This is a genomic window from Pseudomonas avellanae BPIC 631 (assembly GCF_000444135.1).
In the GTDB taxonomy this organism is placed as follows: domain Bacteria; phylum Pseudomonadota; class Gammaproteobacteria; order Pseudomonadales; family Pseudomonadaceae; genus Aquipseudomonas; species Aquipseudomonas avellanae.
Genome location: NZ_ATDK01000048.1, coordinates 47,997 through 61,976, shown reverse-complemented (window position 1 = coordinate 61,976; position 13,980 = coordinate 47,997). Strand labels below are relative to the sequence as shown.

The window sequence follows — 13,980 nt, the reverse complement described above, 5'->3', positions numbered from 1 at the left end:
GGTGCGCGCCTTGCGGCGTCTGCGTTACAAGCGCTCTGCAGTCTCCCGTCGCGTCAGTCAGATTCATGAAGAAATGCTTTGACTAGCACAGCGACCCGCTTTAAAACTTTCATAATTGCGACATTGATTATCAACCAGTCGTCGTTAAATTTGTGAGCCCCTGTGTCGCTGTGTACAATGACCTCCGTTTTGCCTGTCCGAAGCTGGCGTACGTTCGGCGTGACAGGTAATTGGTTGAATTAAAAGGAAATTTGCCTCGCATAGAGGCAGCCTGGTGAGAAAGTGTCTATGAAAGCAGGTCTGTACCAACCAGATGAATTCAAGGATAACTGCGGCTTCGGCCTGATCGCTCATATGCAGGGCGAGCCCAGTCATCACCTGTTGCAGACGGCCGTTCAGGCCCTGACCTGCATGACCCACCGTGGCGGTATCAACGCCGACGGCAAGACCGGCGACGGTTGTGGTCTGTTGATTCAGAAGCCCGACGGCTTCCTGCGCGCGATGGCCAGCGAGCACTTCGGTGTCGATCTGCCCCGCCAATATGCCGTGGGCATGGTGTTCCTCAATCAGGACGACGCCAAAGCCGAAGCCGCGCGTGAAAACATGAACCGCGAGATCCTGGCCGAGGGCCTGGAGCTGGTGGGCTGGCGCCAGGTGCCGATCGATACCAGCGTGCTGGGTCAACTGGCGCTGGAGCGTCTGCCGAAAATCGAGCAGGTGTACATCGGCGGTGAGGGCCTGAGCGATCAGGAATTCGCCATCAAACTGTTCAGTGCACGTCGCCGCTCATCGGTTGCCAACGCTGCAGATTCCGATCACTACATCTGCAGCTTTTCGCACAAGACCATCATTTATAAAGGCCTGATGATGCCGGCCGACCTCACGGCCTTTTTCCCGGACCTGAGCGACGAGCGTCTGCAGACCGCAATTTGCGTGTTCCACCAGCGCTTTTCGACCAACACCCTGCCGAAATGGCCGCTGGCCCAGCCTTTCCGCTTTCTTGCCCACAATGGCGAGATCAACACCATCACCGGTAACCGTAACTGGGCACAGGCGCGTCGCACCAAGTTCACCAACGACCTGATGGATCTGGACGAACTCGGCCCGCTGGTCAACCGCGTGGGCTCCGACTCGTCGAGCATGGACAACATGCTTGAGCTGATGGTGACCGGCGGCATCGACCTGTTCCGTGGCGTGCGCATGATCATTCCGCCTGCGTGGCAAAACGTCGAGACCATGGACCCGGACCTGCGCGCCTTCTATGAATACAACTCCATGCACATGGAGCCGTGGGACGGCCCGGCCGGCATCGTGATGACCGAAGGTCGTCATGCGGTCTGCCTGCTCGACCGCAACGGCCTGCGCCCGGCGCGCTGGGTCACCACCAAGAATGGCTATATCACCCTCGCGTCGGAAATCGGCGTGTGGGACTACAAGCCCGAAGACGTCATCGCCAAGGGCCGTGTCGGTCCTGGGCAGATTTTTGCCGTGGACACCGAAACCGGCCAGATCCTCGACACCGATGCCATCGACAACCGCCTCAAGTCACGTCATCCGTACAAGCAATGGCTGCGCAAGAATGCCCTGCGCATTCAGGCCACCATGGAAGACAACGACCACGGCTCGGCTTTCTATGACAGCGAGCAGCTCAAGCAATACATGAAGATGTATCAGGTCACATTCGAAGAGCGTGATCAGGTGCTGCGCCCGCTCGGCGAGCAGGGCCAGGAAGCCGTGGGCTCGATGGGTGACGACACGCCGATGGCAGTGCTGTCGCGTCGCGTGCGTTCGCCTTACGATTACTTCCGCCAGCAGTTCGCGCAGGTTACCAACCCGCCGATCGACCCGCTGCGTGAAGCCATCGTCATGTCGCTGGAGATCTGCCTCGGTGCCGAGCGCAACATCTTCCAGGAATCGCCAGAGCACGCCTCACGCGTGATCCTCAGCTCGCCAGTCATTTCGCCGGCCAAATGGCGCTCGCTGATGAACCTGGAACGTCCGGGTTTTGAGCGCCACATCATCGACCTGAACTACGACGAAAGCCTGGGCCTTGAAGCCGCTGTGCGCAACGTCGCCGATCAGGCCGAAGAAGCGGTGCGTTCCGGGCATACCCTGATTGTGCTGAGCGACCGCCACATTGCACCGGGCAAACTGCCGGTGCACGCCTCGCTGGCCGTTGGCGCGGTTCACCACCGCCTGACCGAGCAGGGCCTGCGTTGCGACAGTAACATTCTGGTCGAGACCGCCACGGCGCGTGACCCGCATCATTTCGCTGTGCTGATCGGTTTTGGCGCTTCGGCGGTCTATCCGTTCCTGGCCTACGAAGTGCTGGGTGACCTGATCCGTACCGGCGAAGTGCTGGGCGACCTGTACGAAGTCTTCAAGAACTACCGCAAAGGCATCACCAAGGGCCTGCTCAAGATTCTGTCGAAGATGGGCATTTCGACCGTTGCGTCCTACCGGGGTGCGCAACTGTTCGAAGCCATCGGCCTGTCCGAAGAAGTCTGCAACACCAGCTTCCGTGGTGTGCCGAGCCGCTTGAAAGGCGCGCGCTTCGTCGATATCGAAGCCGAGCAGAAGGCCCTGGCCGCCGAAGCCTGGAGCCCGCGCAAGCCGATCCAGCAGGGCGGTCTGCTCAAGTTCGTCTACGGTGGCGAATACCACGCCTACAACCCGGATGTGGTCAGCACCCTGCAAGCCGCTGTACAGCAGGGTGACTACAGCAAGTTCAAGGAGTACACCGCGCTGGTGGACCAGCGTCCGGTGTCGATGATTCGTGACCTGTTGCAGGTCAAGACCCTCGACCAGCCGCTGAACATCGACGAAATCGAGCCGCTGAGCGAGATTCTCAAGCGCTTCGATTCGGCCGGTATCTCGCTGGGTGCCTTGTCACCCGAGGCTCACGAAGCGCTGGCCGAGGCAATGAACCGCCTGGGTGCGCGCTCCAACTCCGGTGAAGGCGGTGAAGACCCGGCGCGCTACGGCACCATCCGCAGCTCGAAAATCAAGCAGATCGCCACGGGCCGCTTTGGTGTAACGCCTGAGTATCTGGTCAACGCCGATGTGCTGCAAATCAAGGTTGCGCAGGGTGCCAAACCGGGTGAGGGCGGGCAACTGCCGGGCGGCAAGGTCAACGGCCTGATCGCCAAACTGCGCTATGCCGTGCCGGGTGTGACGCTGATTTCGCCGCCGCCGCACCATGACATCTATTCCATCGAAGACTTGTCGCAGCTGATTTTCGACCTCAAACAGGTCAACCCGGCAGCGCTGGTCTCGGTCAAGCTGGTGGCAGAAGCGGGCGTGGGTACCATTGCCGCAGGCGTGGCCAAGGCCTATGCCGACCTGATCACCATTTCCGGCTATGACGGCGGCACCGGCGCATCGCCACTGACCTCCATCAAATACGCTGGCGCGCCGTGGGAGCTGGGCCTGGCCGAAACGCACCAGACCCTTCGCGGCAACGACCTGCGCGGCAAGGTCCGGGTGCAGACTGACGGTGGTCTGAAAACCGGTCTCGACGTGATCAAGGCAGCCATTCTCGGTGCCGAAAGCTTCGGCTTCGGTACTGCACCAATGATCGCGCTGGGCTGCAAATACCTGCGCATCTGTCACCTGAACAACTGCGCCACCGGCGTAGCGACGCAGAACGAAAAGCTGCGCAAAGACCACTACATCGGCACCGTCGATATGGTGATCAACTTCTTCACCTACGTGGCAGAAGAAACCCGCGAGTGGCTGGCCAAACTGGGCGTTCGCACGCTGGAAGAGCTGATCGGTCGTACCGACCTGCTGGACATCCTGCCGGGCGAAACCGAAAAGCAACGGCACCTGGACCTCACGCCTTTGCTGGGCAGCGATCACATCCCGGCTGACAAGCCTCAGTTCAGCCTGGTGGACCGCAACCCGCCGTTCGACAAGGGTTTGCTGGCCGAGAAAATGGTCGAGCTGGCCAAACCCGCCATCGAATCCCTCAGCGGCGGCGAGTTTGAGCTGGACATCTGTAACTGCGACCGTTCCATCGGCGCGCGGATCTCCGGCGAAATCGCCAAACTGCACGGCAATCAGGGCATGAACAAGGCGCCGATCACGTTCCGTTTCAAAGGCACTGCCGGTCAGAGCTTCGGGGTATGGAACGCCGGTGGCCTGAACATGTACCTGGAAGGCGATGCCAACGACTACGTCGGCAAGGGCATGACCGCTGGCAAGCTGGTGATCGTGCCGCCCAAGGGCAGCCCGTTCAAGACCAACGAGAGCGCCATCATCGGCAACACCTGCCTGTATGGCGCAACCGGCGGCAAGCTGTTTGCGGCGGGCACGGCGGGCGAGCGTTTTGCGGTGCGTAACTCGGGTGCCCACACGGTTGTGGAAGGCACGGGCGACCACTGCTGCGAGTACATGACCGGTGGTTTCGTCTGCGTTCTGGGCAAGACCGGTTACAACTTCGGCTCCGGCATGACCGGCGGTTTCGCTTACGTGCTCGATCAGGACAACACCTTCGTTGACCTGGTCAACCATGAACTGGTCGAGATTCAACGCATCAGCGGCGAGTCGATGGAAGCTTATCGCACTCACCTGCAGAGCGTTCTGAACGAGTACGTGGCTGAAACCGACAGCGAATGGGGCCGTAACCTGGCGGAAAACCTGGACGATTACCTGCGTCGTTTCTGGCTGGTCAAGCCCAAGGCAGCCAACCTGAAATCGCTGCTCTCCAGCACTCGGGCGAATCCGCAATAGAGGCAGCTGCTAGCGGTGAGCTTCATGCCGCAAGTGTGCCACCCTGTGAATTGAACTGAATTGATTTCTTGCAGCTTCAAGCGTGTAGCTTGAAGCTGCTGTAAAGAGGCTCCAGAGAATGGCTGAACGTCTCAGTAACGACTTCCAGTTCATCGACGTCGGGCGTAAAGACCCGAAGAAGAAACTGCTGCGTCAACGCAAGAAAGAGTTCGTGGAAATCTACGAACCCTTCAAACCCCAGCAGTCCGCCGATCAGGCGCACCGTTGTCTGGGTTGCGGCAATCCGTATTGCGAGTGGAAGTGCCCGGTGCACAACTTCATTCCCAACTGGCTCAAGCTGGTTGCCGAGGGCAATATTCTTGCTGCGGCCGAGTTGTCCCACCAGACCAACACCCTGCCGGAAGTCTGCGGCCGCGTGTGCCCCCAGGATCGCCTGTGTGAAGGTGCCTGCACGCTGAACGACGGCTTTGGTGCGGTCACCATCGGCTCGGTCGAGAAGTACATCACCGACACCGCGTTCGCCATGGGCTGGCGTCCGGACATGTCCAGGGTCATACCGACCGGCAAGCGTGTCGCCATCATTGGCGCAGGGCCTGCGGGCCTGGGCTGTGCCGACGTGCTTGTGCGTGGCGGCGTGACCCCGGTGGTGTTCGACAAGAACCCTGAAATCGGCGGTCTGCTGACCTTCGGTATCCCCGAGTTCAAGCTGGAAAAATCCGTGCTCAGCCATCGTCGTGAAGTGTTCACCGGCATGGGGATCGAGTTCCGGCTCAACACCGAAGTCGGCAAGGACGTCACCATCGACCAGTTGCTCGAAGAGTACGATGCCGTATTCATGGGCATGGGCACCTACACCTACATGAAAGGCGGTTTTGCCGGTGAAGACCTGCCGGGCGTGCACGATGCGCTCGACTTCCTGATTGCCAACGTCAACCGCAACCTGGGCTTTGAAAAGGCGCCGGAAGACTTTGTCGACATGAAAGGCAAGCGCGTTGTCGTGCTGGGCGGCGGCGACACGGCGATGGACTGCAACCGGACTTCGATCCGTCAGGGCGCCAAATCGGTCACCTGCGCCTACCGTCGCGACGAAGAAAACATGCCGGGTTCGCGCAAGGAAGTGAAGAACGCCAAGGAAGAAGGCGTACGTTTCCTCTACAACCGCCAACCCATCGCCATAGTCGGCGAAGGCAAGGTCGAAGGCGTGAAGGTCGTCGAAACGCGTCTTGGCGAACCCGACGCCCGTGGCCGTCGCAGCCCGGAGCCGATTCCGGGTTCCGAAGAGATCATCCCGGCAGACGCCGTGGTCATCGCCTTCGGCTTCCGCCCAAGCCCGGCGCCGTGGTTCGAGCAGTTCACGATCAGCACCGACAGCCAGGGCCGCGTCGTCGCTCCGGAACAGGCGCAGTACAAGCACCAGACCAGCAACCCGAAAATCTTTGCCGGTGGCGACATGGTTCGCGGCTCCGACCTGGTGGTCACTGCGATTTTCGAAGGCCGCAATGCGGCTGAAGGGATCATGGATTACCTCGGCGTCTGATCCTTGGGAGTGCGCCTTTGCTGGGGCGCACTCCTACAACAAGCGTCTGCCCTTCACCTGCAACCTGCCTATCTGTCTGACATCCCCGCTGCCACTCCCTCCCTAGACTTGGTGAACTCGCTCACGAGGAGCGTTTTATCAAGCCAGGGAAGGACGTCATGAACAATCAGTTTGGTTTGGATCTTGCAGTCTCGATTGCGCAGTTAGCATCTGCTGATCAGGTGCACGCAAGCTTTGACGGACCCGTTTTCGGTTCGATCATCGAAAACAAAGCCGTTTATTTTGAATCCAGTGTTGAGCTTCAGCAACGCATGAGCGCAGGCAGCCTGACTTCTGTCGAGCTGGTTCAAGACCTGCTCCAGCGTATTGAAGCACTGAACAAGAATGGCCCACAGCTTAATGCTGTTATTGAGGTCAACCCCGACGCTCTGCAGATCGCCGCGCAAATGGATGCGGAGCGTTCCCGCGGCGAAAAACGTGGGCCGCTGCACGGCATTCCCGTACTGGTGAAAGATAACATCAATACGGGCGATAAGATGCAGACGACTGCGGGCGCTCTCGCGATGGTCGGGTCGCCTGCTCCGCACGATGCTTTTGTGATGCAGCGGCTTCGCGAGGCCGGCGCGATCATTATCGGCAAGACCAATCTCAGCGAATGGTCTAATTTTCGTGGGAGTAACGTCCCGAACGGTTGGAGCAGCCGAGGCGGGCAGACGCTTCATCCCTATAACCTGAGCGAGACTCCACGTGGCTCCAGTACCGGTTCGGCAGTGGGTCTTGCCGCTGGTTTTTCGCCTCTGGCATTGGGCACCGAGACTAACGGTTCGATCATTCAACCTGCGCAAACGAATGGCGTCGTAGGGCTAAGGCCTACGCTGGGTCTGCTCAGCCGCACCGGTATGATTCCGCTCACCCGTCGTCAGGACACCCCCGGTCCCATGGCGCGAACCGTCACTGATACCGCCATCATGCTGACGGCCATGAGCGGCACAGACCCTCTCGACGACGCCACCGGCCAAGCTTCCACCTACACCGTGAACTACTTCGATCACCTCAGCACGGACGCGTTAAGAGGCAAACGCCTGGGCTATCCGAGGTTGACGTGGGACGACAAGTCAATGGACGATGATCCTGATTTCCAAAAGGCAAAGACCAGTTTGCAGTCTGCCGGGGCGATAGTGGTCCCCATCGACGTTCCGGATATTGATAACAGTCCAGAGTTTGACGTGATGCTGCAGGATTTCAAGCGTGAGCTAAATGCTTACTTGAGCACGCGCCCTGGGCTTGAGGTGAGCACGCTGGATGACATCATTGCGTTCAACACCGCATCTCCTTCGGCAGAAGGCTATGACCAGAACCTATTGATTCAGTCTTCTAACACGCCTGTCGATCCGGATACCCTGTCCAAGGCAACCGATTTGCGCAATGCTAATCAGCAGCTGATAGATGGGCTTGTGCAACAACACTCGCTTGACGCACTCGTTGACTTGTCATACGTCTCCTTCAAAGGGGTTGGCGCTGTCGCGGGTTACCCGGGAATAACCGTGCCTTTCATGCGCCATGATGATGGCATGCCAGAAGGGCTGTATTTTCTTTCCACGGCCTGGGATGAAGCTAATTTGCTGAGCTATGCCTACGCACTTGAACAGGCTCTTGTGGCTGCACCTCAGGAAGATTGATGCGAGAAGTCTTCAGCGGCGTCAGTGCGGCTGAAAGTTCCGCTTGCCCTTCGCGCTCTCCGAAAAACATTACGCTATTACACGTTCCTCGGGAGATCGATCTCTGGATCGACGCTCCCGCCTTCCATGTCGCTATAAGGAAATAGCCATGATGAAAGCAGCACCCATGGGCAAGCTTGCCCGATCCAACGAACAGAAAGCGCTCGGACCTGACCGCTTCAGCCCCAGCACGGTTGCGGTGCGTGAACACCGGGCACGTGAGCGCGCAGACCGAATGATCGACCAGTTCGTCGAGCGCTTCACAGAAAAGAATTTTTTCCCTGACGATGGCGAGAGTGCCTTGTTCGCCTTGCTGGTTCAGTTGCCGGAATGGCCTGCTGAACTGATGATCAGTGTTCAAAACGAAAACGGTGAAGACCTTGCGCTGTACCTGAAAGGCAACGACCAAAGCGTTGTCGAAAACACCGTCGTGCTTATGCATGACGGTGACGATGCTTATGTCGCACCCGCCGGTGTTTCCATCTCCGATGACGAGCCCCTGTTGAATCTTGTCTTCAGCCAATTGCCTGTCAGCTCGACGCTCGGCATGGGCGGAAACTTTCCGGGCAGCAACAGTGCAGTTGGCCGAATCGTCAACCTGCGCGAACAGATAGCAGGATTGGCCAGGGAACAGCGGCCGCAGTTGTTCACGGCCTTGCTGGCTGACGAGGGGACTTCCAAAAGCCTACTGAATGTTCGTCTGCCCAATCCCTTCCTGCCACTTTGGGATCGTAGGGACATAGAAATCTCGCCGGTTCTGGGCTGGTTGGGTGCCTTGAATCCGCAGGTTCCTGTCAGCCGTCTCGAAGAGCTGCTGGGGCGGATGCCACTGACCGAAGAACAGCAAATCGACTTTTTGAAAAATGATGTTCTCCCGGATGAATTCGTTGAAGCGATGGAGATTTCGCTGGATGAATGGGCGCGCAGCACGGCGATTGATGGCCTGTCGCGCACCCGGATTTTCAATCAGTACACCGATGAACTGGCTCGCACTGGAGCTCGGGCGCTGCTGGCTGCTTCAGAGAAGAATCTGGTGATCCTTGACCCCGGCATGAGCAAGTACGAGCCTTCGGGACCTGACGATACCAGTATCGTGTTGTTGCACGATGGCTCCGGTAATTACAGTGCTCAGGATACAAGCAATGGTGAGATAACTGAGTTCAAGGACGGCACCGACAGTTTTTATCTGGCAATCAGTTCGCAATTGAAGGCTGAGGATCGTTTGTCGCTGGGCATGCAGTTCGAGCAGGATGTAGCGGGGCTTCGCAAGGCTTTGACCCAGCACGCAATCGAAGAAAACCGAGGCTGGTTCGATCCCGAAAAACCGACCGGAATTGAAAAGGGATTTTTGCCCGAGTGGTTCGCGAGCGCGTCCGATGACGACAAGTACGCGTGGAAGATCGCCGTTCAGGATTACAGTCAGGCGGTGCTCGAAGCCCAGGCTCCTGACCTGCTTGAACCCTCCAGATACGGAGAGCCTGATCAGCTTCGCAACTATGCTCGCGAGAAGCTGCAGGAGCGAATCCTGCTGGATCATGGTGTAGAGGTTAATCCTGACGAGATCAGCATCCTTACCGTAAGTATTGAAATCGATCCTGGCTTTATCCTGGATCTGGATTATGAGTTTGCAGGCCCTTCGGAGGTCGAGGCTTACTACGAAACGCAGCAACGCAGCCTCACGGACTTGTCCCTGGAAAATATCGCTGTTACCGATCTCAACTTTTTGCTGACCAGTCGCGCGTTAGATGCTCAGGGGCAATTGATCGGTTTTCTCAAGGCTGGTTATCTGTTCAGTCTGATCCGTGATCTGAACATTGGTGAAAATTACCCCAGGTTCCTGAGAAATGTATTGTCGACCTCGTCTACCGGCGCATGGCACCGCCAACGCTACGCACGCGTGATGCATACGCAGATGCGCCTCGACGGGATCGAGGCAAAGATGGCAGGCGACTTTCTGGGCGACGGAAGTCTTCCTCCCGAGCTGGCGAACCGAGGTCACAAGTGGCTGACAGCCGTCCTGGACCACCCTGTCGACGATGATGACCGTGCAACTGTCGAGGGGCATCGCATTCAGGTCAGTCAGTTGTCCATTAGCGGTGTGCCCTTGAGCGGCGTACTGGCAATTGGGGTTGCGGCACGTTCCAGCGTCGGTGCCCTGGTGATGTTTACTCCGCAGGCACCTGACGGTCAATGTTTTCGGGAAATGAGCAGCCTGACCGAGTTTCAGCAACTGCTGCTTGAACCCGAATTACTGGACTATCTGGTGGGCAGGGCAGCGCTCCCCTCTCAGGCCGACGTGCGGCGGGCATTGACCGCTGGCCGGGATGCGCTGTTCATGGAGTTGCTGCCCCGCAGCGAAAACTTTCTTGAAGCGGTGTATGACTCCGAAGTCGAACGGGTGATATCGGCTGTCGATGAGCGGACCACCAGCACTTGGGAAACCAACTGGCGAAGTGCTTGGGAGATCACCCAAACCGTGGGCGACATCATCCTCACCTTCGTGCCCTTTAAAGTGCAGCTCCCGATCGCCGCTCTTCGCAGTTTCTACGCCATCTGGCAGGGCGTCGCCAAGGCTGCCAGCGAACAAGGCACGGCTCCGTTGTATTTCGTGCAGGCGGCGCTGTTGTTGGCCGATGGGCTGACGCTTCCAAAAGGGCGGCGGGTTAAACCGTATTCTCCGGCGGCGGCTGGTCGCTCTGTTCTCAATCCGAAAACAGCCTTATCAAAAACGCCCGGCGGTTTGACGTTGCGCGGCGACGGTATTTACCGGGGCATCCATGAGAAAGCTCAGGAGGGTGTGCCGAGTCGCTTCTACGCCATACAACAGGAAAAAGCCTATGCCGTCAGGTATGACGCTGATTCCGCTGTATGGCGAGTGATTGATTCGCGGCGACCGGATGCCTATTACCAACTACCGATCCAACTGGACGGTCAAGGCGTCTGGGTGCATGCCTCGACCGGTTTGCGTGGTGGCGGCAAACATACGGTGCCGAAACTCCCACGCGAGGAGGCTCAGGTCAATAGAGCTCACACGTCCGGGTACAAGATATTCATGGATGAGTTTTTCACCAAAAGCAGGTTTACAAAGGCGCAGGGTAAAATACAGGTCGATATCGAAGGCGGCCTTGAAAGCGCAGTCAATCGTGCAGTTGCCAAGTACGTCGACGATGGTGCTGGTAGCCTGCATGCGTGGAAACACAATGGAAAATTCAATATACCCAAGGACGTACAGATGTTTACCCTGGATCTGACTACCGTTGGTAACAGTACCGGGAGAGGAGACTGGCGTCTGGTACTCCAACAGGGGAAGGGCTTGCTTAAGCCTTGGAACATCATGAATCATAAGGACCTGAAATAGACGTCATTGGGTTCCGAAGGCGCAACGTTTTGTATAACAAATCGCCTCGATAGACAAAAGGCACGGCTCTCGCCGTGCCTTTTGCGTCGCGCTCTGAGAAAATGCCGGCACTTTTATTGCGGATGCCGACATGACTGCCCTGAAGAACGACCGTTTCCTTCGCGCTTTGCTCAAGCAACCCGTAGACGTCACACCAGTATGGATGATGCGTCAGGCCGGCCGTTACCTGCCGGAATACCGTGCCAGCCGTGCCAGCGCCGGGGACTTCATGAGCTTGTGCAAGAACCCGCAGTTCGCCTGTGAAGTCACGTTGCAGCCGCTGGATCGCTATCCGCTGGATGCGGCGATCCTGTTTTCCGACATCCTGACTATTCCCGACGCGATGGGTCTGGGCCTTTACTTCGAGACTGGCGAAGGGCCGCGTTTCAAGAAAACCGTCAGCACGCTGGCCGACATCGAAGCCCTGCCGATCCCGGACGCGCAGAAAGACCTGGGTTACGTGATGGACGCAGTCAGCACCATCCGCCGCGAACTCAATGGTCGTGTTCCACTGATCGGTTTCGCCGGCAGCCCGTGGACCCTGGCCACCTACATGGTCGAAGGCGGCTCGTCCAAGGACTTCCGTAAATCCAAGGCCATGCTCTACGACAACCCGCAAGCCATGCACCTGCTGCTCGACAAGCTGGCGCAGTCGGTGACGTCGTACCTGAACGGCCAGATTCTGGCCGGTGCCCAGGCGGTGCAGATCTTCGACAGTTGGGGCGGCAGCCTGTCTTCGGCGGCCTATCAGGAGTTTTCGCTGGCCTACATGCGCAAGATCGTCAACGGCCTGATCCGCGAGCACGACGGGCGCAAGGTGCCGGTTATTGTCTTCACCAAAGGCGGCGGATTGTGGCTGGAAAGCATCGCCGACATCGGTGCCGACACCCTCGGCCTTGACTGGACCTGCGACATCGGCGAAGCGCGTCAGCGTGTCGGCAGCAAGGTTTCGCTGCAGGGCAACATGGACCCGACCGTGCTCTACGCACGCCCGGAAGCCATCCGCCAGGAAGTCGCACGCATCCTTGCCAGCTACGGCAGCGGCACCGGCCACGTCTTCAACCTCGGCCACGGCATCACCCCCGAAGTCGACCCGGCCAATGCCGGTGCCTTCATCGAAGCGGTGCATGAGTTGTCGGCGCAGTATCACCTGTAATTTCCGGTTCGCGATGCCGGTTTTGAGAGTGAAACCGGTGACAGAGGAATAGGGAAAGCTATTCCTCTTGTTCATCCTCATGCCTGGAAAGCTGGCAATTCAACGGCAGTGTCCGTTTGTAAGAAGAATGGTAAATTGTCGGCAAACAAACCGGCAAAAATAGCCGGTGAAAAATTACTTTGTCCTCGTAAATAAAGGGATAAAGCAAGAAAGGTAGCCGGCAAATGGCATTCACACCGTACATTCCCCAAGACAAAGCTCCCGATGAGTTGCAGGATCAGGTCGTTCAGATTACTCGGCTTGACGCGGCCCTCCATGCGAAGATCCCGGGGCCGCTGCGCTTGCCAATGATGAAACTGCTGCGGGTGGTGAACTCTTACTACAGCAACAAGATCGAAGGCAACTCCACGACGCCGGCCGACATTCTGCGTGCTGAGGATGCTCCTCAGGAGGTCAAGGGCGTCAAGGATCTGCAGGATATCAAACGCCACATCGAAGCCCAGCGTCGGCTCAACGACGACCCTATCGACCCGGTTGATGTATGCACGAAAAGTGCTGTCTCACGTCTGCACCGCGAGTTTTACGGTGGTATGCCCGAGGAGATGCTGGATATTGAGTTGCGCGAGAAAGGCGATACGGTGCGCATGGTCCCCGGTGAATTCAGACACTTGGGGGTTCGCGTCGGCCAGCACATCCCGCCAACCGTCGAGCAGATGCACACGTACCTCAACGACTTCGAGCGTATGTACCGCCTGGACCGAATCCATGGCCTCTCACGCTTTTTTGCAGCGGCAGCGTCGCACCACCGGCTGATGTGGATTCACCCGTTCATGGATGGCAACGGCCGTACTGGCCGCCTTTTCACGGACCAGTACCTCAAGGCCGCAGGCTTTGGGGGGTATGGCCTGTGGTCCATGAGCCGTGGATTTGCCCGCAACGTCAGTGCCTACTACGAGATGCTTGGCGCCGCCGACCACCCCCGCAAGGGCGAGCTGGATGGCCGTGGTGAGCTTTCGGATAGCGGCCTGCTGCGCTGGACCCGTTTCTTCGCGGAGACGGCCCTGGATCAGTTGCAATACTTCAGTGCTCAGCTCGAACCAGAAAGACTCAGCGAGCGTATAGACATATATTTCGAGATGCGCAGCCGTCGGGCGCTTTCGGACAGCGAAGGCCAGACTCTGCCTGAGCTTCGAATCGAGGCCCGGGATGTCTACAAGACATTACTCTATCAGGGCGACCAGCAGCGCGCCGATATTCAGGCTCGCCTGGGTGTCGGCGAGCGTACTACGCGCAGTTTGCTGAGCCAGATGGCTAAAGAAGGCTTGATCACTCTGGACGGCCGCAAGCCGGTATCCCTGAACCTCTCCCGGCACTCGATCGAGTTCCTGTTTCCCTACCTCTGGTAATTCTGAAGGCCCTTGGGTGTCATCTGTTCTTG

6 protein-coding genes are annotated in these 13,980 nt (G+C 58.2%); all 6 read left to right on the top strand.

What is annotated here, in order from left to right; genetic code table 11:
- Positions 1–288: 288 nt before the first annotated feature.
- The 6 genes from gltB to DW49_RS0102885 all read left to right on the top strand — a co-directional run bounded on the left by gltB (position 289) and on the right by DW49_RS0102885 (position 13,948).
- Entirely contained in the window at positions 289–4,734 is a 4,446-nt protein-coding gene (gene gltB, locus DW49_RS0102910) for a glutamate synthase large subunit (RefSeq protein ID WP_005621197.1), read from the top strand.
- A gap of 118 nt (positions 4,735–4,852) precedes the next feature.
- Positions 4,853–6,271, top strand: coding sequence for an FAD-dependent oxidoreductase (locus tag DW49_RS0102905; protein WP_005621194.1), 1,419 nt, complete (start codon positions 4,853–4,855; stop codon positions 6,269–6,271).
- Between the two features lie 158 nt (positions 6,272–6,429).
- The gene (locus DW49_RS0102900; RefSeq protein ID WP_005621193.1) at positions 6,430–7,950 is read left to right on the top strand and encodes an amidase family protein; all 1,521 of its coding nucleotides are present in this window, start codon (positions 6,430–6,432) and stop codon (positions 7,948–7,950) included.
- A gap of 148 nt (positions 7,951–8,098) precedes the next feature.
- Positions 8,099–11,347: a dermonecrotic toxin domain-containing protein gene (locus tag DW49_RS0102895; RefSeq protein ID WP_005621191.1), complete on the top strand. Its 3,249-nt coding sequence runs from the start codon at positions 8,099–8,101 to the stop codon at positions 11,345–11,347.
- A gap of 130 nt (positions 11,348–11,477) precedes the next feature.
- Positions 11,478–12,542, top strand: coding sequence for a uroporphyrinogen decarboxylase (gene hemE, locus DW49_RS0102890; protein WP_005621189.1), 1,065 nt, complete (start codon positions 11,478–11,480; stop codon positions 12,540–12,542).
- Between the two features lie 224 nt (positions 12,543–12,766).
- On the top strand, positions 12,767–13,948 hold the full coding sequence (locus DW49_RS0102885) for a Fic family protein (RefSeq protein WP_024419925.1): 1,182 nt from the start codon (positions 12,767–12,769) through the stop codon (positions 13,946–13,948).
- Positions 13,949–13,980 lie beyond the last annotated feature (32 nt).

What these genes read in the sequence shown, in the direction of transcription:
- DW49_RS0102895 (WP_005621191.1), top strand. Translation starts at nt 8,099, where the DNA reads ATGATGAAAGCAGCACCCATGGGCAAGCTTGCCCGATCCAACGAACAG.
- DW49_RS0102885 (WP_024419925.1), top strand. Translation starts at nt 12,767, where the DNA reads ATGGCATTCACACCGTACATTCCCCAAGACAAAGCTCCCGATGAGTTG.
- gltB (WP_005621197.1), top strand. Translation starts at nt 289, where the DNA reads ATGAAAGCAGGTCTGTACCAACCAGATGAATTCAAGGATAACTGCGGC.
- DW49_RS0102900 (WP_005621193.1), top strand. Translation starts at nt 6,430, where the DNA reads ATGAACAATCAGTTTGGTTTGGATCTTGCAGTCTCGATTGCGCAGTTA.
- hemE (WP_005621189.1), top strand. Translation starts at nt 11,478, where the DNA reads ATGACTGCCCTGAAGAACGACCGTTTCCTTCGCGCTTTGCTCAAGCAA.
- DW49_RS0102905 (WP_005621194.1), top strand. Translation starts at nt 4,853, where the DNA reads ATGGCTGAACGTCTCAGTAACGACTTCCAGTTCATCGACGTCGGGCGT.